The organism is Variovorax sp. UC74_104, assembly GCF_044055375.1.
GTDB lineage: Bacteria > Pseudomonadota > Gammaproteobacteria > Burkholderiales > Burkholderiaceae_C > Variovorax.
The window spans coordinates 771165-794392 of sequence record NZ_CP171979.1; the positions used below are offsets into that span (position 1 = coordinate 771165).

Annotated in this window: 21 protein-coding genes and 2 pseudogenes; 16 read left to right on the plus strand and 7 right to left on the minus strand. The window is 66.5% G+C overall.

The window, feature by feature from the left end; all coding sequences use genetic code 11:
* The first annotated feature begins 21 nt into the window (after positions 1 to 21).
* From ACHMXA_RS34260 to tnpC, 4 genes are all read left to right on the plus strand, one after another.
* Positions 22 to 864 (plus strand): OmpA family protein, encoded by an 843-nt coding sequence (locus ACHMXA_RS34260; protein WP_395321907.1) that lies wholly within the window; start codon positions 22 to 24, stop codon positions 862 to 864.
* 620 nt (positions 865 to 1484) lie between these two features.
* Positions 1485 to 2000 (plus strand): transposase, encoded by a 516-nt coding sequence (locus ACHMXA_RS34265; RefSeq protein ID WP_395316601.1) that lies wholly within the window; start codon positions 1485 to 1487, stop codon positions 1998 to 2000.
* Positions 1976 to 2326 (plus strand): IS66 family insertion sequence element accessory protein TnpB, encoded by a 351-nt coding sequence (gene tnpB / locus ACHMXA_RS34270; protein ID WP_395316602.1) that lies wholly within the window; start codon positions 1976 to 1978, stop codon positions 2324 to 2326. The genes ACHMXA_RS34265 and tnpB overlap by 25 nt, the downstream gene beginning before the upstream one ends.
* A 35-nt stretch (positions 2327 to 2361) precedes the next feature.
* Entirely contained in the window at positions 2362 to 3921 is a 1560-nt protein-coding gene (gene tnpC / locus ACHMXA_RS34275; protein WP_395316603.1) for an IS66 family transposase, read from the plus strand.
* On the opposite strand, the gene ACHMXA_RS34280 is transcribed toward tnpC, so the two are convergent.
* Entirely contained in the window at positions 3876 to 4232 is a 357-nt protein-coding gene (locus tag ACHMXA_RS34280; protein ID WP_395321908.1) for an IS3 family transposase, read from the minus strand. The two genes, tnpC and ACHMXA_RS34280, sit on opposite strands and share 46 nt — an antisense overlap.
* A gap of 463 nt (positions 4233 to 4695) precedes the next feature.
* Positions 4696 to 5466: a FadR/GntR family transcriptional regulator gene (locus ACHMXA_RS34285; protein ID WP_395321909.1), complete on the minus strand. Its 771-nt coding sequence runs from the start codon at positions 5464 to 5466 to the stop codon at positions 4696 to 4698.
* Between the two features lie 284 nt (positions 5467 to 5750).
* On the opposite strand from ACHMXA_RS34285, the gene ACHMXA_RS34290 reads away from it, so the two are divergent.
* From ACHMXA_RS34290 to ACHMXA_RS34300, 3 genes are read left to right on the plus strand one after another with little or no spacing between them, the layout of a single operon-like run.
* Positions 5751 to 7247 carry an NCS1 family nucleobase:cation symporter-1 gene (locus ACHMXA_RS34290; RefSeq protein ID WP_395321911.1) on the plus strand — a complete coding sequence of 499 codons (1497 nt, stop codon included), beginning with the start codon at positions 5751 to 5753 and terminating at the stop codon, positions 7245 to 7247.
* A 2-nt stretch (positions 7248 to 7249) separates the two neighbouring features.
* Positions 7250 to 8707 (plus strand): dihydropyrimidinase, encoded by a 1458-nt coding sequence (gene hydA / locus ACHMXA_RS34295; protein WP_395321912.1) that lies wholly within the window; start codon positions 7250 to 7252, stop codon positions 8705 to 8707.
* Positions 8708 to 8765: 58 nt separating this feature from the next.
* A complete protein-coding gene (locus tag ACHMXA_RS34300) occupies positions 8766 to 10184 on the plus strand; it encodes a PLP-dependent aminotransferase family protein (protein WP_395321914.1) in 1419 nt (472 codons plus the stop codon).
* Between the two features lie 10 nt (positions 10185 to 10194).
* On the opposite strand, the gene ACHMXA_RS34305 is transcribed toward ACHMXA_RS34300, so the two are convergent.
* Together ACHMXA_RS34305 and ACHMXA_RS34310 are read right to left on the minus strand one after the other, a co-directional pair.
* A complete protein-coding gene (locus ACHMXA_RS34305) occupies positions 10195 to 11766 on the minus strand; it encodes an acetolactate synthase large subunit (protein ID WP_395321916.1) in 1572 nt (523 codons plus the stop codon).
* Between the two features lie 38 nt (positions 11767 to 11804).
* Positions 11805 to 13469 carry a YqcI/YcgG family protein gene (locus ACHMXA_RS34310; RefSeq protein WP_395322692.1) on the minus strand — a complete coding sequence of 555 codons (1665 nt, stop codon included), beginning with the start codon at positions 13467 to 13469 and terminating at the stop codon, positions 11805 to 11807.
* On the opposite strand from ACHMXA_RS34310, the gene ACHMXA_RS34315 reads away from it, so the two are divergent.
* A complete protein-coding gene (locus tag ACHMXA_RS34315) occupies positions 13365 to 13628 on the plus strand; it encodes a hypothetical protein (protein WP_395322700.1) in 264 nt (87 codons plus the stop codon). The genes ACHMXA_RS34310 and ACHMXA_RS34315 overlap by 105 nt on opposite strands.
* Positions 13629 to 13993: 365 nt before the next feature.
* On the opposite strand, the gene ACHMXA_RS34320 is transcribed toward ACHMXA_RS34315, so the two are convergent.
* Positions 13994 to 14974 carry a LysR substrate-binding domain-containing protein gene (locus ACHMXA_RS34320; protein ID WP_395321917.1) on the minus strand — a complete coding sequence of 327 codons (981 nt, stop codon included), beginning with the start codon at positions 14972 to 14974 and terminating at the stop codon, positions 13994 to 13996.
* 134 nt (positions 14975 to 15108) lie between these two features.
* Here ACHMXA_RS34320 and ACHMXA_RS34325 point away from each other — a divergent pair, with 134 nt between their 5' ends.
* The 3 genes from ACHMXA_RS34325 to ACHMXA_RS34335 all read left to right on the plus strand — a co-directional run bounded on the left by ACHMXA_RS34325 (position 15109) and on the right by ACHMXA_RS34335 (position 17437).
* The gene (locus ACHMXA_RS34325; RefSeq protein ID WP_395321919.1) at positions 15109 to 16104 is read left to right on the plus strand and encodes a tripartite tricarboxylate transporter substrate-binding protein; all 996 of its coding nucleotides are present in this window, start codon (positions 15109 to 15111) and stop codon (positions 16102 to 16104) included.
* Between the two features lie 14 nt (positions 16105 to 16118).
* Positions 16119 to 16700 carry a DUF4863 family protein gene (locus tag ACHMXA_RS34330; RefSeq protein ID WP_176666258.1) on the plus strand — a complete coding sequence of 194 codons (582 nt, stop codon included), beginning with the start codon at positions 16119 to 16121 and terminating at the stop codon, positions 16698 to 16700.
* A 146-nt stretch (positions 16701 to 16846) separates the two neighbouring features.
* On the plus strand, positions 16847 to 17437 hold the full coding sequence (locus ACHMXA_RS34335; RefSeq protein ID WP_395321921.1) for a nitroreductase: 591 nt from the start codon (positions 16847 to 16849) through the stop codon (positions 17435 to 17437).
* On the opposite strand, the pseudogene ACHMXA_RS34340 reads toward ACHMXA_RS34335, so the two are convergent.
* Positions 17369 to 17509 (minus strand): annotated as a pseudogene (locus ACHMXA_RS34340) (integrase); the annotation flags it as partial. The gene ACHMXA_RS34335 and the pseudogene ACHMXA_RS34340 sit on opposite strands and share 69 nt — an antisense overlap.
* Before the next feature lie 46 nt (positions 17510 to 17555).
* On the opposite strand from ACHMXA_RS34340, the gene ACHMXA_RS34345 reads away from it, so the two are divergent.
* Positions 17556 to 17795, plus strand: coding sequence for a hypothetical protein (locus tag ACHMXA_RS34345; protein WP_395321923.1), 240 nt, complete (start codon positions 17556 to 17558; stop codon positions 17793 to 17795).
* A 41-nt stretch (positions 17796 to 17836) separates the two neighbouring features.
* Here the strand turns inward: ACHMXA_RS34345 and ACHMXA_RS34350 are convergent, their stop codons facing one another.
* Entirely contained in the window at positions 17837 to 18859 is a 1023-nt protein-coding gene (locus tag ACHMXA_RS34350) for a LysR family transcriptional regulator (RefSeq protein ID WP_395321925.1), read from the minus strand.
* Between ACHMXA_RS34350 and ACHMXA_RS34355 the strand changes: the two genes are divergently transcribed.
* From ACHMXA_RS34355 to ACHMXA_RS34370, 4 genes and pseudogenes are all read left to right on the plus strand, one after another.
* Positions 18837 to 19883, plus strand: a complete 1047-nt coding sequence (locus ACHMXA_RS34355) for an amidohydrolase family protein (RefSeq protein WP_395321927.1) — start codon at positions 18837 to 18839, stop codon at positions 19881 to 19883. The genes ACHMXA_RS34350 and ACHMXA_RS34355 overlap by 23 nt on opposite strands.
* Positions 19884 to 20086: 203 nt before the next feature.
* A pseudogene (locus ACHMXA_RS34360) lies at positions 20087 to 20563 on the plus strand (VOC family protein); the annotation flags it as partial.
* A 240-nt stretch (positions 20564 to 20803) separates the two neighbouring features.
* Positions 20804 to 21670, plus strand: a complete 867-nt coding sequence (locus tag ACHMXA_RS34365; RefSeq protein ID WP_395322694.1) for a fumarylacetoacetate hydrolase family protein — start codon at positions 20804 to 20806, stop codon at positions 21668 to 21670.
* Positions 21667 to 23214: a bifunctional 3-(3-hydroxy-phenyl)propionate/3-hydroxycinnamic acid hydroxylase gene (locus ACHMXA_RS34370; RefSeq protein WP_395321929.1), complete on the plus strand. Its 1548-nt coding sequence runs from the start codon at positions 21667 to 21669 to the stop codon at positions 23212 to 23214. Before ACHMXA_RS34365 ends, ACHMXA_RS34370 begins: the two co-directional genes overlap by 4 nt.
* Positions 23215 to 23228 lie beyond the last annotated feature (14 nt).

A 23228-nucleotide genomic window follows, 5' to 3' on the forward strand; every position in this document is an offset into this window, starting at 1 on the left:
GAAAAAAAGAGGAACAACATCATGAAAACGCAATTCCATCGCTTCTCGGCCGCTGCAGTGGGGGGTGTAGCACTGCTGGTGCTTCACGGCTGCAGTTCCTATGTGAGCAAAGGCATCACCGACGACGGCAAGGCCACGGAAGTGGTATTTCCGAACATCGACAACGATGCGTGGCTCAAGGAAGGCACGTTCCCGAATCTCGATAACCTGCGCGCCGTGGCGCCCGGCGTCACGAAGGACCAACTGTATGACCTGCTCGGTCGGCCACATTTCCGGGAGGGCTTGGCGGGCCCGCGCGAATGGGACTACATCTTTCATTTCCGTAAGGCCGGTGGCGGAGTGACCACCTGCCAGTACAAGGCGATTTTCGACAAGGACTACAAGGCGCAGACCTTCCATTGGCTGCCTGCTGGTTGCGGCGATGTGCTGGCAGCCCGTCCACCAGTGGTCGAACGGCAGGCCGCTGCGGGCCTGGCCGCACCGCGCAGGACCACGTTAGGTGCCGACGGCCTTTTCCGCTTCGACGGTCGCTCACTGGCCGAATTGCTGCCTGAAGGGCGACGCAAGCTGGATGGGCTAGCGAGCGACATCAAAGGCAGCCTCACGTCTGTGCAGTCAATCAAGCTGACCGGCCATACCGACCGGCTCGGCAGCAGCACCTACAACGAGGCGCTCTCGCTCGCTCGCGCCAACACCGTCCGTGACTACTTGATACAGACCGGCGTGCCGGCGCAGACCATGCAGGTCCAGGGCAAGGGCGAATCGGAACCGAAGGTGCAGTGTGCGCAAGCAAGGCGGGCGGACCTGATCGACTGCCTTGCGCCGAACCGTCGAGTCGAGATTGAGGTGTTCGGGCAGCGATAGATCGGCGTGACGGGACGCGCCTGCCGGGCTTACTCCTGGGCATTGGTGCGCCTCATTGCCGTGGCGCCGGGCAGGAAGGGTGGCCGGAGATCGACATTGGATCTCGGCTGCGCGACAAGCTGCTGGCGAGCGAAGTCGAACTGTTAGTCGTCACCGACAGTGTCCGGCTATGTCGCCGGCAAGCTTGGTCATCGCAAGGCATTGGTGCTGGCGGGCTCTGCCTTGACGCCTATCGCTCAGGCGTTGCTTGCGCTGGTCACTGAATGGCCGTCGCTCTTGCTGGGCCGCATCGTCTCCTGGTTCGGCGAGGTGGGCTCACCGTGCGGGCCGTGGGCTTCGGCGATTCCGCTCGAAGAACCGGAGATTACAGAGCATCTCTGTGGTGGTTACTCGTCCGTTGGTCCGTCTCTAGACTGAATAACGGATGCTCGAATATGTCGTTGAGAGCCTCAGATACCCACACCACGTTGGGCTGGATCAGGATGACATTGCGGTACAGGTTTGGAAAGATCGGCGAGTCATGCCTGCTGTCGGTAAGCCGTCAATTAACCACGCCCTTGTTCAGGGAGCAATGAGCTGTGAGGCTACGTGCCCATGTATAGCAACATGGACACGTAGACATGACAGAGCAGTACGCAGAGTTGAGAGGCCGGTTGGTTGTGGGGCGCAAGAGTGACGGTCGCGGCGTCTACGACGAATCCGCCAAGAGGGAGTTGATCGTTGCCTGTCTCAAGCAGGGAGTGTCGGTGGCACGCATGGCGATGGAGCACGGTGTCAACACGAACCTGCTGAGGACCTGGATCGCGGCTTACCAGAGGCGAAGCGCCCAAGTGTCGGCGGGCGACATCGCGCGAACGCAAGATGCGGCATTCGTTGCCGTACACGTGGAGGGCGAACAGGATCCGCCGCAGCGCGAGCGTGCGGTGGCTGTGCCCGCGGTAGCCCACACACCTGCCACGGCCGTGGCGGTGATCCCGGATGAGAGCCCCTTGGCGACACCGACTCCGATGGTCGGTTTGCAGGTGCGGCTGCCCAACGGTGTGCAGCTCGATCTCGGCGAGACGAGCTTGCAGGAATTGCCGACGCTGGTGCAGATGTTGAGCCGATTGCCATGTTCCGCTTCGACGAAGGGCTGAAGGTCTACCTGCATCGCGAGCCGGTGGACTTCCGGCTGAGCATCAACGGCCTGGCGGTGCTGGTGGAGCAGGCGCTGGGCCTGGATCCGTTCGCATCGTGCGCCTACGTGTTCAGCAACCGCAGGCGCGACCGGGTGAAGATCCTGGGTTGGGAGCGCAACGGCTTCTGGCTGTTGCTCAAGCGGCTGGAGAAGGACAGGTTCATCTGGCCCTCGGCCGAGGCGGTTCCGGCGCTGACGGCCGAGCAACTGCACTGGTTGCTGGAAGGCATCGACATCGCGGTGGTGCAACGCCACCCCCATCTGCGCTATTGCAGCGTGGCCTGACGGAACAATGCTGGGGCACGCCGATCCAAGCTGGCGTGTCCACGCCTGCCACCATCACCGCTGAAGAACTCGCTGGCCTCATCGCCGAGCGCGATGCGCTGGCCGGCGCGCTTCGTATTGCGACCACCGAACGGGACTTGGCGCTCGAACGGTTGAGGTCGCTGCAGCGCCAGCTGTTCGCCGCCAAGAGCGAAGCGCGCGGCACCGAGCAGAAGGATCTGTTCCTCAACGAGGCCGAAGCACTCGCGCCCACTGATCAGGCACCGCAGGCCGAGACTGACGAAGAGGAATCGACACCGGTCGCCGGGCATCAGCGCAAAAAGCGCGGACGCAAGCCGCTGGACCCCGCGCTGCCGCGCGAGATCGTGCGCCACGAGCTGCCCGAGGCCCAGCGCGTGTGCGCACACGACGGACACGCGCTGGTGGAGATCGGCTCCGAGATCAGCGAGCAGATGGATGTCATTCCCGAACAGGTGCGCGTGCTGCAGCACCACCGCATCAAGTACGCATGTCCCTGCTGCGATCAGAGCCTGAAGGTCGCACCGGCGCCGGCGCGCATCATCCCTCGCGGGCTGCTCACCGAGCAGGCCCAAGCCTGGGTCATCACCGGCAAGTATCAGTTCGGCATGCCGCTGTACCGCACGGCCGCGCTGCTGCGCCGCTTCGGTGGCGACATCGTGAGCAACACCCTGGCCTCTGGCGTCGTGCGCATCGGCCGGGCTGTGCAGCCCGTCATCAACCTGCTGCGCGATCACCTGCTCGACTCGGACCTGATCTACGGTGACGAGACCACGGTCCAGGTGCTCAAGGAGCCCGGAAGGAAAGCCCAGACGAAGAGCTACATGTGGGCGCAGATGAATGGCACGGGTCCACCGGTACGGCTGTTCGCCTATGCGCCGGGGCGCGGCGCCGTGCACGCCGAGAAACTGTATGCCGGCATCCGCCCCGGCACCACGCTCATCACCGACGGCTACGAGGTCTACAACGGCATCGCGAAGGCCGGTGGCCTCACGCATCTTGGATGCTGGGTTCACGCGCGCCGACCGCTGATCAAGGCCGAGGAGGCCATCCCGAAGGCAGCTCGTTCGCTCGACCAGCTCGCGACCCGGTTCGTGCGGCTCATTGGCAAGCTGTACCGCGCGGAGGCACTGGCCAAGGACTGGACGCCCGCGCGTCGGCTGCGGCTGCGTTCGCGCTACAGCGCCGCCGTTGTGCGCAACATCGAGCGGTTGCTGCTCACGCACCTGCACAGCGTTGCGCCGTCGAGCCTGCTGGGCGAAGCACTGCACTACCTGCATGGGCAGTGGCCCAAGCTCGTGCGGTTCCTGGACAACGGAACCTGGCCGCTGGACTCCAACCCGGTGGAGAACGCGATCCGGCCCTTCGTCGTTGGAAGACGAAGCTGGTTGTTCGCCGACACCGTGGGCGGCGCGAACGCCAGTGCCAACCTGTACTCGCTGATCGAGACGGCCAAGGCCAACAACGTCGAGCCCTACCGCTACCTCGTCGCGCTGTTCAAGAAGCTGCCGCTGGCACAGACCGTCGACGACTACGAGGCGCTGTTGCCCTGGAACATCGAGCTCGGCTCGCCGTAGACCACCCCGTGCACGTCGATTCCGACACCGCGCGCAAGGGCGTGGTTTATTGACGGCTTACTGCTGTCGGTGGTGCGCACAAAGCGCCTGCGCGGCTTGATGCCTAAGCCCCGGGCCCTCATCACACGCGCGACACGCTTGTGATTGCCCACATGCCCACATCTGCGCAGCTCGTGCGTCACGCGCCGGTAGCCATAGCCAGGCAACTCGTCCTGAATGCTCTCGATCAGTTCGATGAGACGTCCATCATTGAGGCACTCGCTGGTCGCCGTCGACCGATAGTAGAAGGTGCTGCGCGGCAGTTCGATCACTTGGCACCCCCGTCGGATGGAGCAGGCTTCGGGTCGGTGACGATCGACAGGTTCTCGTTGTCGCTCACGAGGCGCAGGCGTGGCGTTTTTTTGACCAATTCCAGCTCCATCGTGAGCTGGCCGACCTTGTGCTCAAGCGCAGCGATCTTGGCTTCGTACTCCGCGATGACCGATGCTTCGGCCTTTTCGGTGCTGAGCTCGCCCCGGTCGTACTGCGTCAGCCACAGCTGAATCAGATTGGTCGACAGGGTGTACTTCCTGGCCGCATCACGCCGCCCGATGGCGCCACTGCGGATGGATCTTGAACTCCGGCGCGTGGCGCCGAAACGGACCTCTCGATGACATGACCTTCTCCTGGTTGAAGGCCCGGCCAGCGTATCAGTTCTGATTTGCTCGGTGGCCCCAGCCGCAGGGGTTCACTCCAATTGCGGGTCAGGATTCCATGGAAATCAACAGCGGGCGTTCAGCCGTGGCGCCGGCCCGCCGGCATGAGCAGTCGCTGGGTGCCCACCTGCGCTTCCATTTCGTGCATGTGGGTCTCGGCGTCGATCATGTGCTCGGTCATCAGGCGCCTGACGGTCTCGGCGTCCCCGTCACGAAAGCCTTGCAGGAGCCGGCGGTGGAAGCTCGCGTTGGCTTCGCCGAAATGGCGGTGCTCCCAGGCGTTCTTGAACACCATGAGATCGCGCAGCAGGTCGTTGAGAAAGCGGCATACGAAGGCGAGCAGGGCGTTCGGGCACCGGTCTGCCAGCAGATTGTGGAACTCGAGTTCCGCCACACGTTGTGCGCGCAGCTCGACATCGTCGCCGGGTTCTTGCTCGCACTGGCGAATGGTCTGCTCCAGCAAGTCCAGCTGCTTCGCGTCGAGCCGGCCGACCACGCTCACGGCGAGTTCGGGCTCCAGGATCTTGCGCAGCTGGTAGATGTGGTGTCCGTCCAGCTGGTGGAAATGCAGGAAGTTCCTCAGCGGCTCGGCGGCGTGGTCCAGCGACACCTGCTGGAGATAGGCGCCGCCCGCCGGGCCGGTGCGCGTCTTGATCAGGCCGCGTACTTCCAGCGCCTTCAGCCCCTCGCGCACCGTGCTTTTGGAGACGCCGAAGAGTTCGACCAGTTCCTTCTCGTTGGGCAGCCGGTCGCCGGGCTGTTTTCGCTGCGCGACGATCCAGCGCTTGACGTCTTCGACAACCAGATCCGAGAGCTTGGGCCGCTTTCTTGCGGGCTGGCCGATGGGCATGCACCTGTTCCTTGTAAAGCTCCCGATGTGGAGCCGAGCACCATCATAAATCGATGCAATTCGGCGCAATTGCCTCCAAAACGAGCGCAATGCGGGGAAGAACTGGGGTTTGTACGGGCATCGAACTTGCTTAGCAATCGATCTATTTATCTCTTTTATACGGTTAAATAGTAAATATCACTGCGCATCTCTAGGTCCCAGGGCTCGCAGTCGCACAGCGACGGTGCAGCGCGAGCGTCGGGAAACGGTCCCCAGCCCCATGTGACTCACTCAAAGGAAAAATCATGAAAGCAAGCGAACCTTTGCAAGCGCACTCGAGCCTCTGGAACGACGATTTAGCCCCCACGCGGGCCGACCAGCGCACCTGGCGCTGGTACCACTTCGCCGCGCTCTGGGTCGGCATGGTGATGTGCATTCCCGCCTACACCCTGGCGGCCGGCCTGATCGAGACGGGCATGTCCTGGACCCAGGCCGTGGGCACCGTTTTCCTCGGCAACTTCATCGTGCTGATCCCAATGCTGCTGATCGGACATGCGGGCGTGAAGTACGGCATCCCCTACGCGGTGCTCGCGCGGGCCTCGTTCGGAACCTCCGGCGCGCGCATACCGGCGCTGCTGCGTGCGCTCGTGGCGTGCGGCTGGTACGGCATCCAGACCTGGTTCGGCGGGATGATGATCTACACGCTGCTGGGTGTGCTGATCGGCCATCCGCTGCAGGGCGAGAAGATTGGCTGGCTGGGCATCGACTTCTTCCAGCTCGCGAGCTTCCTCGCCTTCTGGGCCCTGCAGTTCTATTTCGTCGTCCACGGCATCGAATCGATCCGCAAGCTCGAAACGTACACGGCGCCGCTGAAGATCCTCATCTGCTTCGTGCTGCTGGCCTGGGCGCTCAATCGCGCCGGCGGCCTGGGACCGATCCTTGAGCAGCCCTCGCAGTTCGCCGAGGGCGGCAAGAAGGCGGGCCAGTTCTCCGCGGCCTTCTGGCCTTCGCTGACGGCCATGGTGGGCTTCTGGGCCACCCTCGCGCTCAATATTCCCGACTTCACGCGCTTCGCGAAATCGCAGCGCGACCAGATCGTCGGGCAGGCGATCGGACTGCCGGTGCCCATGGGGTTGCTCGCGGGCCTCGCGGTGGTCGTCACCTCCGCCACCGTCGTGATCTATGGCAAGGCAATCTGGGACCCGGTCGACCTGGCCAGCCGCATGACGGGTGCCGCCGTGCTCATCGGGCTGATCGTGCTGCTGGTCGATACCGTCAGCGTCAACCTGGCGGCCAATCTCGTGGGGCCGGCCTACGACTTCTCCGCGCTGAACCCGCGCGCCATCTCGTACCGCACCGGCGGCTACATCACGGCGGGCATCGCGATCGCGATGATGCCGTGGAAGCTGCTGGAGTCGACGCAGGGCTACATCTTCACCTGGCTGATCGGCTACTCCGCGCTGCTGGGTCCGATCGCGGGCATCCTGATCGCCGACTACTACCTGGTTCGCCGCACGCAACTGGCCGTGGCCGACCTGTACAGCGACCATGGCCAGTACCGCTACAGGAACGGCTGGAATCCCGCCGCCATCGCGGCCTTCGTGATCGGCGTGCTGCCCAATCTTCCCGGCTTCCTCAATGCGGCCCTGCCGGCGGTCTTTCCGAACGTGCCGGAGTTCTTCAAGACCATCTACACCTACGCATGGTTCGCGGGCATCGCCGTCTCGAGCGCGGTGTATCTGCTCGCGATGCGTCTGCAGGTGCCGCTGGTGCCGCAGCAACCCCAGCCTTCGGAGGCCTGATCATGGCAAGCACTCCAGCGCTCCTGATCCGCGGCGGCACCGTCGTCAATGCCGAAGGGGAGGCCAGGGCGGACGTGCTGTGCGTCGATGGCCGCATCGTCGCCGTCGGCACCGACGCCGCCAGCCAGGCACCGGCCGGCGCGCAGCTGCTGGATGCGTCCGGGCAGTACGTCATGCCCGGCGGCATCGACCCTCACACCCACATGCAGCTGCCGTTCATGGGCACGGTCACCATGGACGACTTCTTCACCGGCACGGCCGCAGGCCTTGCCGGCGGGACCACGACCATCCTGGACTTCGTGATTCCCAACCCGCAGCAGCCGCTGATGGAAGCCTATGGCATCTGGAGGGAGTGGGCGGGCAAGGCCGCATCGGACTACGGTTTCCACGTCGCCATCACCTGGTGGGACGAAACGGTGCACCGCGACATGGGCACGCTGGTGAACGAGGAGGGCGTCACCAGCTTCAAGCACTTCATGGCCTACAAGAACGCGATCATGTGCGACGACGAGATCCTCGTGAAGAGCTTTCGGCGCGCGCTCGAACTCGGGGCCATGCCCACGGTGCACGCCGAGAACGGCGAGCTCGTCTACTTCCTCCAGCAGGAGCTGGCGGCCAGGGGCGTCACGGGTCCCGAAGCCCATCCGTTGTCGCGCCCGCCGGCGGTCGAGGGGGAGGCGGCGCAGCGCGCCATCGCCGTCGCGGACGTGCTGGGTGTGCCGCTGTACGTCGTGCACGTGTCCTGCATCGAAGCCGCCGATGCGATCGCCCGCGCACGCGCGTTGGGGCAGCGCGTGTACGGCGAAGTCCTCGCCGGGCACCTGGTGGTCGACGACAGCGTCTACCGCGCGGCAGACTTCGCCAGCGCCGCGGCCCACGTCATGAGTCCGCCGTTTCGCCCGAAGGCGCACCAGGAGGCACTCTGGCGCGGCCTCCAGTCGGGCAGCCTGCAGACCACGGCCACCGACCACTGCACCTTCTGCGCGGCGCAGAAGGCGGCGGGAAGGGAAGACTTCACCCGCATCCCGAACGGCTGCGGCGGCATCGAGGAGCGCATGGCCGTGATCTGGGACGCGGGCGTCAATACCGGGCGCCTCACGCCGAGCGAGTTCGTCGCCGTGACGTCGGCCAATGCGGCCAGGCTCTTCAACCTGTATCCGCGCAAGGGCGTGATCGCCGAGGGGGCCGACGCCGACCTCGTGCTGTGGGACCCGCAAGGCTCGAAGGTGCTTTCCGCGGCCACGCAGCACTCGAAGGGCGACTTCAACATCTTCGAGGGACGCACCGTGCGCGGCATCCCTACGCACACGGTCAGCCAGGGGCGCGTGGTGTATGCCGATGGCGACCTGCGCGCGCAGCGCGGCACCGGCCGCTACCTGCCGCGCGCCGCGTTCGGGGCCGACTTCCGGGCGCTCGGCAAGCGGGCGGCGCACCTTGCGCCCGGAGCGTGGAAGCCTTGAGCAGGCCGCGTCCGACGCCCCAAGCCACCCATCCACGCCCTCCGACGCCAGCAGCAACGTGCGGCTGATCGACCATGGGTTGAGGATCGCCATCGACCGCAGCAAGGAGCGGTCGAGCTCCCTGGTCAGCCAGCTGGTGGAAGGCATCGGCGAGGCGATCAGGCTGCGCCGGGTCCTGCCCGGAGAGAAGCTGCCTTCGGTGCGGCAGATGGCCGCCCACCTGCAGCTGAGCACCTTCACCGTCGCCCAGGCCTACCAGCGGCTGGTGTCGCTCGGCATGGTCGCTTCGCGCCCGGGGGCCGGGTTCACCGTGGCGAACCCCGTCACGGTGGGGGCCGTGTCGCCGGTTCGCGAGCCGCCATCCGGCCCCAACGATGCCTGGCTGCTGTCGGAGGTGTTCTCCGACCAGACGGCTTCCGTCAAGGCGGGCTGCGGCTGGCTTCCGTCCGGCTGGCTCGACGGCGTGGAGTTCGGCCGTGCGCTTCGCTCGCTGAGCCGCACCATGAAGGGCCAGGTCGGCGGCTACGGCCAGCCCTTCGGCGACGCCAGCCTGCGCGCGCGCGTGGCGTTCGAGCTCGCGCGCTTCGGCGTGCCCGCGGATGCCGGATCGGTGCTCATCACGCAGGGCGCTACGCAGGCGATCGACCTCGTCATCCGCCTCCTTCTGCGCCCCGGCGACGTCGTCGTGGTCGAGCATCCCTGCTACTGCAATCTGCTCGAAGCGCTGAGGCTGGCGAACGTGCAGCTGGTGTTCGCGCCGCGCACGCCCGACGGGCTGGACACCGACGCGCTGGAGGCGCTGGTGCGCAAGCACAGGCCCAAGGCGCTGTTCGTGAGCTCCGCGCTGCACAACCCCACGGGCACCTCGATCACCTTGTCCACGGCCTACAAGGTGCTGCAGATCGCCCAGGCCGCGCAGATGCGCATCGTCGAGAACGATGTGAGCCGGGGGCTCGCGCCGCCCGATGCGCCGATGCTCGCTGCCATGGCCGGCCTCGGCCCGGTCATCCACATCGGCGGCTTCTCCAAGACCGTCTCGCCGCTGCTGCGCGTGGGCTTCGTGGCGGCCGACGCGGCCACGCTCGATGCGCTCGGGCGGCTGAAGATGGTCTCGGGCCTGACGTCTTCCGCGGTGACCGAAAGGACCGTGCACCAGATCCTCGTCGACAGCGCCTACCGCCAGCACCTCGAACGCCTGCGCCACCGGCTCGCGCAGATGCACGCCCGGATCGAACGCAAGCTCTCCGCGGCCGGCGTCGAGCTGTTTCATCGGCCGCAGGGAGGGCTGTTCCTGTGGGGGCGCCTGCCGATCGGACCCGGCGAGGCCAGGGACGTGACGGCGCGCGCGCTCAGGCAGGGCATCTGGCTCGCACCGGGCATGTACTTCGGCGCGCCCGACATTGCGAGCGCCTGGTTCCGCTTCAACGTGGCCCATTGCGACGCGGAACGTTTCTGGCGCTTCCTGGCCGCGCTCTGACGGCGCGCGCTCAGGCGAGGACGGCCTCGATGAGGAAGGGCCCTCGCCGCATCAGGGCAACGGTAAAGGCATTGGTGAACTCCTTTGCCGAGGAGACGCGCACGGCCTCGACGCCCATGCCGTTCGCGAGGTAGACCCAGTCGAGCACCGGATCGGTGAGGTCGAAGCTGGAACGCACCTGGTGCTCGGGTGGCTTCACGCCCATGCGCCGCATCTCGTCGATCAGCAGCGCGTACTTCCGGTTGGCGAGCACGATCGTGATCGCATCGAGTCGCTCGTGCGCCTGCGTCCACAGGCCCTGCAGGGTGTACATGCCGCTGCCGTCGGCCTGCAGCGTGATCACCTTCCTGTCGGGGCAGGCGATGGCGGCACCCGTGGCCAGCGGAATGCCGATGCCGATCGAGCCGCCGGTGATCTGCAGCCAGTCGTGCGGGGCCGCGTCGTGCGACGCAGCGAAAAGCTGCGGCACGGACGACAGAGCCTCGTCGCAGACGATGGCACCGTCGGGAAGCATCCGCGTGATCAGCTCGGCGAGCACCTCGTTCGTCAGCGCACCCTGGGAAAGATCCTGCTGTCCGGTGCGCACCAGCGGAGGCGGCGGCGGGTCGAGCAGGAACGGCGTCGACGCGAAGTGTTCCGCGAGGCTGGCGAGTGCGGCGGCGGCGTCGCCGCCGGGTTCGCAAAGCTCGAGCACCTCGCAGTCGCCGCGAAGCAGCTGGCTCGGCATGCCCGGATGCGCGAAGAAGGCCACGGGCGGTCGCGCGTCGATCATGACGATCGCGTCGAACTGCTGCAGCTGCGCGACGGCCCGGTCCGTCGCATAAGCCACGCGCGGCACGACGGGCCTGCCGGCGCCGCGCGCCATGCGCGCATTGGCGAAGGGCGACAGCAGGCTCGCTCCCGTCTTGCCCGCGATCTCGGCCGCATGGGCGAGCGCTTCCTGCCTCAGGGCCCGGCCGCCAAGGAAGAGGGCAGTGCTCCTTCCCCGGCGCAGCAGGGCCGCGGCGCGCCGCTCCTTGTCGGCATCGGGCGCTGACGGGCTGACGGGCCGGATGTCCGCGATGCTGGGCGGCTGCACCGGGTCGGCGTCGCTCCAGGTCACCTCCGCGGGCACCACCAGCGTGGCGATCCCGGGCAGCGAGGTCGCCGCACGGCAGGCGTCGGCGACCGTCGGCACGATGTGGTGCACCGAATCGACGCGGCCATACCAGTTCGACATCGGCCGGGCCAGGCTTTCGATGTCGGACGTCAGCGGCGCGTCGAACGGCAGGTGATGCGATGCGTGGTCGCCAACGATGTTGACGATGGGGGTCGCGGCACGCCGGGCGTTGTGAAGGTTCGCCAGTCCGTTGCCGAGGCCCGGACCGAGGTGCAGCAGGGTCGCCGCGGGCTTGTCGGTCATGCGGCCATATCCGTCGGCCGCGCCCGTGACGACGCCCTCGAACAGCCCCAGCACGCAACGCAGGTCGGCCCTGCGCTCCATACCGGCCACCAGATGGAGTTCGGAGGTCCCGGGGTTGGCGAAACAGACCTCGATGCCCGAGGCGATCAGGGTCTTGCAGATGAGGTCGGCACCGTTCAATTCGCTCTCCTTCTTTCTTCGTGCTTCGTGGACGGCCTTCAGGCCGTGCGGCGCTCCAGCGCCGGTGTTGCGGCGGGAATGTGCAGCGGGCAACGCGTGAGCTTCTCGTCGTTCGTGTCTGTGAAGACGTACTGCTTCCACTCGAGGTCGCCGCGGTGGTAGGTGCCCACGACATCCGGGGCGGGCTGGCCGTCGTACTGCTCCACCTGCCGGCGGATGCGCTGGCGCACCTTGTCCCCCTCGGGTGTCGGGCCCGCGACCAGGTCGAAGCCCGCGCGCGGCTGCGTGACCAGCGCCAGCGACTGGCCGAGGTTGCGGCTCTTTCGCCGCTGGTGCGCTGGTGCGCTGACGTTGATGAAGAGCGGGACCCCCGCGAAGCACAGGCTCCAGAACGGCTCCTCCGGATCCGTGGGGATCTCGGGCGGCCACGGTTCGGGGTCGTTGTCGACCCAGTCCTGCATGATGTTCCAGGCGGTGCGGTGGTAATGGTCCAGCGACTGTTCCCGGGTTTCCGGCTTGAACAGGATCACCAGCACGTTCATGGATTCCTCGATGCCCGTCATCACCGACACCGTTTGGAGGTACTCGCCCAATCCCTGGCGCACGCGCGCGAGTTCGAGCGGATCGGCGTCGGTGCCGGCGAACACGAAGTGCAGCGTGTTCGTTCGGAAGGCCGCGCGCGCGAAGTTGCAGGGGAACTTGCTCGGCTCGCGCAGGTAGCCGCTGAAATCCTCCAGGCTCGCCCGGGCCCACGGATAGGCGCTCGTGCTCTCCACCCATTCGATCGCCTCGCGATGCGTCAGCGTGACCTTGGACGCCGACTCGGACACGGCCGGGCGCGGCACTGCCGCCACCTCGGTGCACCAGGAGGCGTATTCCGGGTAGCCGCCCGTCACGGTCTTGAGGTAGTGCGCCTGCAGCTGCCGAGTAATCGGGCCGACCTCGCCGTCGCCGATGGGCAGCCGGTCGACCGAGGTCACGGGCAGGATCTCGAAAAGGGTGCCGCACATGAGCACCTCGTCGCTGATCAGCAGCTCGGTGCGGTCGATCTCGCGCTCCACGACCTGCAGGCCGAGCTTCTCCTTCGCCAGCACGATCAGCGTGTCGCGCGTCAGGCTCTCGAGGATGTCCGCGAAGGTGGGCGGCGTGATCAGCACCCCGTCGCGGATGATGAACAGGCATGCCGCCGGGCCCTCGGACACCTTGCCGCGGTTGTTCAGGATGATCGCGATGTCGAAGCCGTTCTCGCGGGCCTCGTTCTGCGCGAGCCGGCTGTTCTGGTAGTTGGCGGCGACCTTCGCGCGCGGCGGCACGCAATCGTCCGAAATCCGCCGCCACGTCGAGATGCCCGCGGCGACGCCCTTTTCGATCTTCGGCGAGCGCGGCAGCGGAATGGCCGTGATGTGCGCGCCGGTGTCTTCGGTGGCGACCAGCGGTTCGCCAGGCCCGGAATACCTGAAATAGGTCGAAAGATTGATTTGCGAATGTGCCTTGAAATCGCAGCGTCGCAGCAATTCCACCGTTGCTTCATGCAGCGTCGGCATGTCGAAGCGCGACTTCATCCGCATGATCTTCATCGATTGTTCAAGTCGTTTCAGATGATCGTCGAGCCGGAAGACATAGGATTTACCGGTGGCTTCGTCCCAATAGGCGCGAAGCCCTTCGAATATGTTGGCGCCGAAGAAGCCCGCCTGCGTGCGCACATGGAGCGTGCAATGCTCCCAGTTGACGAATTCACCGTCCATCCAGGCTATGTCGGGATGCGGTGCGGGAAATACGGAGCGACCTGCATTGCTGTCCATAAGAAATCCAGTGGAATGAAAGAAATGAATTCCGAGGCGATCAATGGCCTTCGGTCCTGATGAGCCAAATCTGCTGGATTTGGTTGGTGTTCCGGGTGCGATTCCTTTTGAAATAAAAAGATTTAATGGGCTGAAAGGAAATTAACTGGATAAATCGTATGACGCCTTGTCGAGGGCATTCCATCGACGGTTCCCAATGTGATGAATCACTGTATTGGCACCAAATTGGGGGCTGTATTGGCCGCTGATTCGAGCGCGCGAGCGCCCCGGGGCTCGTCCGGAGCGAGGTGTGGATGTGCCGCTGCCACCAGCGCACGGATGATGTTGATCGCTGGCGTTTCGGCTGCGATCACGTAGACAGCCCCTGGGGCCGGTGTCTATCGCTCAGCGGTCCTCGTCGAGGGGGCGGGGCCGGAAGGAAGGCTTCATTGGCTGCTTCGACAGGCCACCTTCGCGACCGCTGCAACCATCTCGCGAAACCACACGTGTCCGGCATCGTGGTCGTTGCGCCGGTGCCAGACCGCCCTCGTGACCGATTGGCCGGCGCGGTATGGCGGCTGGCGCCCAACCAGATCGCCGCCGCGCGCGAGCGCCTGCGCCAGCGACGCGGGCACGATCGACAGCATGTCGCTGTCCCGCAGCAGCGCCGGGATGGCCAGCGCGTGCGGCACGGTCACGCGCTGCCGGGGCGGCGGATCTGTCCCGCGCAGCGCTTCTTCGAGTGCGTGCCGGTCGAACATCTCCGACTGGCGCGCGAGCCCGCGCTCCAGAATGAAGCCGTCGACCGCCCCCTCTTCCTGCCCGCCCACGGACAAGGTCACGAGCGGGTAGCGGGCCAGGTCCTTCACCTGCAGCTTGCGGCGCGAGGCCGGATGGCTCTTGCGCATCAGGATCTTCTCGCCCTGCGTCATGAGCGTGTCTGCATTCAGTCGCACGGGCACCTGCGAGAAGATGCCGATCGCGAGGTCGATGCGGCCGAGGTCGATCTGCTCGGCCAGGTCCAGCCGGGTGGAGGGGCGGATCACCAGGTCCACGTCGGGTGCGGCCTGTTGCAGCGCACGCAGCAGCTGCGCGACGATGACCGCGGTGACATGGTCGTTCGCGGCGATCACGAAACGCCGCGACGAGTGCGCGGGCTCGAACGGCTCGACACCCAGCGTGGCCTCGATGCGCCGCAGCGCGTCGCGCAGCACCGGAGCCATGGCGCTGGCCCGGCCCGTGGGTGCGAGGCCCTTGCCGGTGCGCAGGAACAGCTCGTCGCCCACCACCTCGCGCAGCCGTGTGAGCGCATGGCTCACGGCCGACTGGCTCAGGTGCAGCCGTCGTCCCGCGAGCACCAGGTTGCGGTCTTCGTAGACGGCGTCGAACACCTTCAGCAGGTTGAGGTCCATGCGGCCGATGCTCATCGCCGTCTCCGTGAGGTGGTTGTCATGAATTGAATCTCGTGCATTTTGAACTTGCAAAGGCATCAGTTCCATACAACTCACGGCGCGCCGATCATTCGCCGCATCCCCGCCTTCGGGCACAAAGAGGTCAGCACATGGACATCAACGCACGACTTTCCCGCCGCGCCTTTGCGCGTGCGGCACTCGCGGCACCGGCCGCGGCATGGCTGCCGCACGCAATGGGCCAGGGCGTCGGCCCCACCGGCAAGCTGCTGGTCGGCTACCCCGCGGGCGGGACGCTGGACACCACCGCCCGGCAGCTCACCGAGGCCTGGCGCAAGCAGGGCCGCGCCTACATCGTCGACAACCGCGCCGGTGCGGCGGGCCGCATCGCGAGCAGCCAGCTCAGGCGGGAGCGGCCCGATGCGAGCGCGCTGCTGTGCACGCAGACCTCGGCGCTGACCATCTACCCGCACGTGTACACGCGCCTCATGTACGACCCCGCCGCCGATTTCGCGCCCGTGTCGCCGCTGGTCACGGCGAACTGCGCGCTCGCGGTGAGCAATGCCGTGCCGGCTGCCGTCCGGAACCTGGCGGACTACGTGCGGTGGGTGCGCGGTACGCCCGGCGGTGCCAGCTACGCCTCGCCGGCGGCGGGCTCGATGGCGCACTTCCTGGGCTACCAGCTCTCGGAAGCGGCCGGGCTGAAGCTGCAGCACGTCGGCTACCGCGGCTCCGCACCCGCGATGCAGGACCTGGTCGGCGCGCAGATCCCGGCGTACTTCGGTTTCGTGGCGGATTTCCTGCCGTACCTGCAGCAAGGCCGCATCCGCATCCTTGGCGTGGCGAGCGAGAAACGCTCGCGCTTCATGCCCGGCGTACCGACCTTCGCCGAGCAGGGCCATGCCGAGATTCGCGGTGCCGAGACCTATGGCGTGTTCGCACCGCCGGGCGCGCCCGCGGCCACTTTGCAGGCGCTGTACGAATCCATGGTGGTCGCCGCCAGGGATCCAGCGCTGCTGGCGGCCTTCGAACAGGTCGGCCTCGAGGTCGGCACCCTCGCGCCGCGCGAGTACGCGGCATTGATCCAGCGCGAGCGGGAGTCCTGGGGCCCGGTGGTCCGCGCCTCGGGCTTTCGCTCCGACGAATGACAGAAAGGCATCCGATGATTCCCAAGAACGACGAACACCACGCGGGCCGCGAGGCGCTGATCGCCTGCGCCATTCCTTTCCTCGAACAGGTGCAGGACATGACGGCCGGCACCGAGACCGAGCGCTGGCTCAACCAGGCCTGCGGTCCGCACAGCGAGCTGTACCGCACGCTCGCGCAGCTGGTCACGCAGGGCGTGCGCGACGGCTGGGCTGCGAACGTGGCGCTCGACGGCCCCATCTACCGGCGCAGCCGCATCGCGGAGCCCTCCGAGCGCACGCGGTACTTCAGCATCACGGCGGTCTACATGGACAGCCGCGGCAACACGCAGGGTCATCCAGGGGGAACCTACCGCGGCCAGTACCACGCACACCCCTACGGCGAGCTCAACATGGTCGTGCCACTGAACCCGGGTGCGGCGCTCAACGGACCCAACGGCTGGTGCGAGGCCGGCTGGACCGCGCCTGCGCCTGGCAGCCATCACTATCCGGAGGCGAGGGGAGGGGCCGTCATCGCGCTGTTCTTCCTGCCCGCGGGCCGCATCGCGTACCACGCCGCACCGCAGGCCCAGGAGCCGACGCATGAGCCTGCCGCCTGACGCGGGTCGCTGCGTGGACGACGTGCTGCGCGCGCGCAGGTCGTTGCGTGCCTACCTGCCGCGAACGCTGGAGCGGAACACGGTGCTCGAAGATCCTGGCCGTGGCCGCGAGCGCTCCGAGCAATTCCAACACGCAGCCGTGGCGTGTGCACGTGCTCGCGGGCGCGCCGCTGAAGGCTTTCGGCGAGGACCTCGCGATGGCCTTCCGGCGTGGCGACTTCGCTGCGCCCTCGCACTTCCCGGACCCGCTGCCGCAGGCGCTATGCACGCACAGGGCTGACTTTGCAGTGCGCTACTACGGCGCGCTCGGCATCGACCGAGACGACACGGCGGCGCGCGCGGCGCAGACCGAACGCAACTTCAGCTTCTTCGGCGCGCCGGTGGGGCTGATCTTCAGCATCGATGCACGGCTGGGCCATCACAGCTGGCTGGATCTCGGCCTGTACATGCAGGGCGTGATGATCGCGGCGAAGTCTCGCGGCATCGACACCTGCCCGCAGGTGTCCTTCGCGCCGTTCCACGCGCGAATCGCGCGGCACCTGCGGATGGAGTCCAACGAACTCACGGCGTGCGGCATGGCCATGGGCTTCGGCGACCCTGCGGCACCGGTCAATGGCATGGCGATGCCGCGGCAGGGTGTGGAGGCATTCGTGTCCGACGCGGGGTTCGACGCCTCTGACCTTCAGGCCGACAAGACCGCAGCCTCGCAGCTTGCTGTCCAAGTCCAAGTTGAATAGAGCGTACTCGCGCACTCGGCCCTCCAGCGGCAGCCGCACCCGCAGCGCCCAGAGGTCCTTGATCAAGGTAGGACGACTGGCCGCTCACCCGGATTTCGTCCAAGCAATGAGACAACGAATGCGCTTCCTGGTCTTGGTTGAAAAGGAGCGGATCGGGCGCCGAGGAATCAGCCGGAATTGGCGCTGGTGCCGCCAGCAGAACCGCGTTGCTCGAAAACCCCCGATGGCGACCGATGGCCTCGAACCCTGGGAAGAGTTCACTGCTGACACGGGCGAGGAGAAAGGCTTGCGTCGCCACGGATTGCTCTATCTCAGCAACGATGTCGAAGAGATCGACGGCTGGTTGCTCAGGCGCTAGTTTGCGAAGACCGCGGGCGTGACCGCAGCAGTTGTTCGATTTCAGCCCGGTAGTTGTCCACCCACGTCCCTGCGATTGACCTCATAGAACAGGCCTCGAAGCCATCGGTTGGCGGGGTCGTTCTGCATACGGCGGTGCCAGAATTGCTGCACTTGCAGTTGCGGCGGGCGGAAGGGCAGCGCGATCTGGCGCAGCGGAATATGGCGGCCCACGGCGGTCGCGATGTCCTGCGGCACTGTGGCGATCAGATCGGTGCCCGGCAGCAGCGCCAGCAAGCTCATGAAGTGCGAGAGTTCCAGCGTCACGCTGCGCTGCCATCCTTTGCCGTCCAGGAAGCGCTCGAGCAAGTGCTCGCGCCCGTCCGGCCGCACCACCACATGTCGCGCCGCAAGGTACTGCTTCAGCGTCATGCGCACGCCGACGGTGCCGTTTCGGGCGCAGGTGATGCATTCGTAGCTGCTGGTGAACAGGCCCTGCTGGAAATAGCCCGCTTTCTGCAGGTCCGGGAAAAAGCCCACGGCGAGATCGGCCTCGCCCTTCTCAAGCGCGTCGGCCGCGGCGGTTCGCGACCTCGAAAGTGCATGCAGGCGCACGCCGGGGGCTTCACGCCGCAGGCGACGCAAGACTCCCGGAAGAAACGCCACTTCGCCGATGTCCGGCGTGAGGATGACGAAGCTGCGCTGCGCCTGCATGGGGTCGAAGTGCGGCGACTGAAGGATCTCGGACTGGATCGTCTGCACGACCTTGCGCACCACCGGCGCCAGTTGCAGGGCGCGCGGCGTGGGCTCCATCTGCGAGGCGGTGCGCACGAAGAGCGGGTCTTCGAAGGTTTCGCGCAGCCGCGCGAGCGCACCGCTTGTGGCCGACTGGCTCAGCCCGACGACCTCTGCCGTCTTGTTGACGCTGCGCACCTTCATCAGCGTGTCGAAGAGCACGAGCAGGTTGAGATCGACCGAATGAATATCCATGAAACCGATTTTATGAATCTTCCAAATCGCCTGTACAGCATGGATTGCGCTTCCTACGATGCACCCAGGAGACATGACTGTGAGAGCGAACAACATCCAACCGTGCCACCACTGCGGCGGCATCGACACCCATGCGCACGTGGTGCCGGAAAACTTTCCGGCCTATGTGGGGGCGAGACTGCCGGCCGAATGGCCCTCGATGGCGGCGGCCGAGCCTTGCCACCGCCACGTGATGATCTCGGGCAAGGTGTACCGCACCGTTTCCGACAAGTGTTGGGATGTGGCGAAGCGCCTGGAAGACCTCCCTGGCATGGGCGTCGGACTGCAGGTCATCTCGCCGATGCCGGAATTGCTGTCCTATTGGATGGCGCCCGCCGACGCCCAGCAGGTGCTGCGCTTTCTCAATGAACAGATCGCCGCGATGGTGGCCGAGGCTGGCGGCAAGCTCGCCGGCCTGGGGGCGGTGCCGCTGCAGGACATGGACCTCGCGATCCGTGAACTCGAATACGCGGTCCGCACGCTGGGCCTGAAGGGCGTGGAAATCGGAAGCAACATCAACGGTCTTCCAATTGGCGCGCCCGCTCTCGATCCCTTCTTCGAAGCCTGCGAGGCGCTGGGCGCGGCGGTGTTCGTGCACGCGCTTCGCCCTGCAGGGATGGATCGCCTGGTCGGCCCGGCGGCGCTCCAGCAGGTGCTGGCCTATCCGGGCGACGTCGGCCTAGCGGCGGCGTCGGCAATCACAGGCAACCTGCTGACGCGCCGGCCGAACCTGCGCATTGCCTTCAGCCACGGCGGCGGAACGCTCGCGTCGCTGCTGCCGCGGTTGCAGCAGGGCTGGACCGTGTTTCCCGCATTGAAGGAGAGCGTCGCTGCATCGCCCGTCGAGCAGGCACGCCGGTTCTTCTACGACACGCTGGTGTTCGACACGCCGACGCTGCGACATCTGGTCGACATGTTCGGCGCCAGCCAGCTCATGGTCGGCACCGACTATCCCTTCAACTTCCACGACCGCATGCCGGTGGAGCGCATCGCAGTCGCCGGCTTCGATGCCGACACGACGGTCGCGCTGGTTCGCCGCAATGCCGAGTGCTACCTCGGCCTCGAAAGGACCGCATCATGAGTTCCCCCTGGATCGAAGGGCTGCGCAGCGTCAGCCTGAGCGTACCGGACCTGGACCAGGCGCAGATGTTCTACACATCCGTCTGGCGGCTGGAGGTGGCGCATCGCAGCGCCGATGCGCTGTACCTGCGCGGCAGCGGCCGGGACGCCTATCTGCTCGCCTTGCATCGACGCGACGGTCCGCCACGGATCCTGTGCGTCACTATGCGGGCGCACAGTGCCCAGGCTCTGGGGGAAGTGGCCAAGCGTGCCGTGAGTGCCGGTGGCGAACTCGTGCGCGCGGCGACGCGGATCGACGATCCGGCCGGAGGCACCGGCATCCTCGTGCGCGACCCGCACGGACGCGTCTTCGAAGTGCTGCATGGCGACGCGCAGCGCGAGACTGCTACTGCGGAGCGCGACCGGCCGCAGCGCCTCACCCATGTGGTGCTCAACAGCCACGCCGTGGACGAAACACAGGCCTTCCTCACGCAAGCCTTCGGCCTGCGCCTGGCGGACCGCACGGCGGCCATCGCCTTCATGAACTGCAACAGCGACCACCACACGCTGGCGATCGGTGTCAGCGACAACGACGCGCTCAACCACATCGCATTCCTGATGCCCGATGGCGACGCGGTGATGCGCGGTGGCGGCCGCATGAGGGATGCGGGCTACCCGATCCAGTGGGGGCCCGGGCGCCATGGCCCCGGCAACAACCTCTTCAACTACTTCCTCGATCCGTTCGGCATCGTCATCGAGTACACGGCTGAGGTCGAGCAGGTCGACGACAGCTACCTGGCCCGACGGCCCCGACGACTGGAAATGGCCGCCCGGGCGCGTCGACCAGTGGGGCATTTCTCCTGCGCCCGGCGCAACGCTGAAGGAGGCGCAAAGGCGCGTTCTCTTCGCATCCCCCTCCCATTCAACTCAACCACTCGAACCATGAAATTCACCACCTACCTGCGCGATGGCGCACCCCGTCTGGCCGTCGTCGAAGGCGACCGGATCATCGACCTCCATGATGCCGACCCAGATGTGCCGGCCGATCTCCGGCTGGCCCTGAAGGGCGGCGTCGACCTGCATGCCGCGGCGCAAGCGGCGCTGAAGAGTTCCAGCGCGCGGCAACCCCTGTCCGCCGTCAAGCTTGCACCGCTGGTGCCCGAGCCTGGCAAGACGGTCTGCCTCGGCCTCAACTACTTCGATCACGCCAAGGAAGGCGGCCGCGACAAGCCCGAGTACCCGTGGTTCTTCTTCCGCGGCGCGAGTTCCCTGATTGCGCACGACGATGCCGGCGTCGTCCCGAGCGTGTCTCCGAAGTTCGACTACGAGGCCGAGCTGGCGCTGGTCATCGGTCGCAAAGTGCCGCGCCACGTGAAGGAGGCCGACGCGCTTCAGTACGTCTTCGGCTACAGCTGCTTCAACGACATGAGCGTGCGCGACTACCAGAAGCGCACGCCGCAATGGACCATCGGCAAGAACTTCGACGGCACCGGCGGTTTTGGCCCGTTGCTCGTGACCGCCGACGAGCTGCCGCCTGGCGCCACGGGTCTGAGGATCCAGGGCCGCCTGAACGGCGAGGTGATGCAGGACGCCAACACGAGCGACATGATCTTCAACGTGGCCGAGACCATTGCGCTGCTGGCCGAGGTGCTCACACTGGAGCCGGGCGACGTGATCGTCATGGGCACGCCCGCCGGCGTCGGCCAGGCGCGCACGCCGCCGGTGTGGATGAAGGCCGGCGACCGCTACGAAGTCGAGATCGAGCGCATCGGCACGCTGGTCAACCCGATCGTTGCCGAGGCGGCATGAGCGAGCCGATTTACGACGTCGCCATCGTCGGCTACGGGCCGGCGGGCCAGGTCGCGGCGGGGTTGCTGGGGCAACGCGGGCTGAAGGTCTACGTGTGTGAGCGGCTGGAGGACGTCTATCAGATCCCCCGCGCGATCTCGCTCGACCACGAGATCATGCGGGTGTTCCAGCAGCTGGGCGTGGCCGAAGCGATCGAGTCCTTCACGGAGCCGTTCTCGAACTCGGAGTACTTCGGTGTCGACGGCCAGCTCATCCGTCGCATGACGATGCTGCCGCCGCCCTACCCGCAGGGCTACACGCCCTCCGTCGTGTTCACGCAGCCGCCGGTGGAGCGCGCGCTACGGGCCCGGGTGGCGCAGATGCCCAATGTCACCGTCGAGCTCGGCGCGCAGATGACGCACCTGGCCCAGGACGATGCGCAGGTGGCGCTGAGCATCCAGCGCGACGGCGCCTCGCGCACGGTTCGCGCGAAGTACGCCATCGGGTGCGACGGCGGCGCGAGCCCGGTGCGCACGCAACTGGGCATCGCGCTGGACGATCTGGATTTCGATGAGCCGTGGCTGGTGGTGGACGTGCTGGTCAACGAGCGCGGCATGGCCAAGCTGCCCCGGGTGAGCGTGCAGTACTGCGAGCCGCAACGTCCCTGCACGCTGGTGCTCGGTCCCAAGAACCATCGGCGCTGGGAAATCTCGCTCATGCCGGGCGAAGACCCGAAGGCGTTCGAATCGGACGAGGCAACCTGGAACCAACTCTCCCGCTGGATCGGACCCGAGGACGGCAAACTGTGGCGCCAGGCGAGCTACCGGTTTCATGCCTTGGTGGCGAGCGACTGGCGTCAGGGGCGAGTGTTCCTCGCAGGCGATGCCGCGCACATGCAGCCGCCCTTCCTCGGACAGGGCATGTGCCAGGGCATACGCGATGCCGCCAATCTCGCGTGGAAGCTGGCGGCGGTGCTAACCGGCGAGGTTCGGGGCTCGGCCGCCGAGGCACTTCTGGACAGCTACGGTTACGAGCGCAAGGCCCATGTACGCGAACTCACCAGCCGCATCAAGGGAGTCGGCGCGGTGATCTGCGAGCGCGACGAGACCACGGCACGTGCGCGTGATGCGAAGCTGCTGGCCGATTGCGGCGGCGAGGTCAGGGACACACCGCGCCAGGACATCCTGCCAAGGCTGGAGGAAGGTCTTCTGTCGGCCGACGCGAGCACGGGTCGCGGGGTGCTGTTCCCTCAACCCTGGCTGAGTACGGAACGAGGCCTGCTGCGCATGGACGAGGTGTTCGGCAATGGATGGCGGCTGGTGCTGTCGCGCGCCATCGCCCATGAGACCGAGCCCGGCCTCGCGGGATTGCAGACGATCCCGTTGGCCGCAATCCCCGAAACCGAAGGCGTGGTGGCCGACTGGATGCTGCGACACGGCTGCGTCGCCGCGCTGGTGCGACCCGACAACTACGTCTACGGCACAGCCCAATACCCCGAAGGCATCGGCGCGCTCGTCGAGGAAGCGGCGGCCGCGCTCGGCCTCACGCTGGCGTGCACGGCCTGAGTGCCGGACGCCCG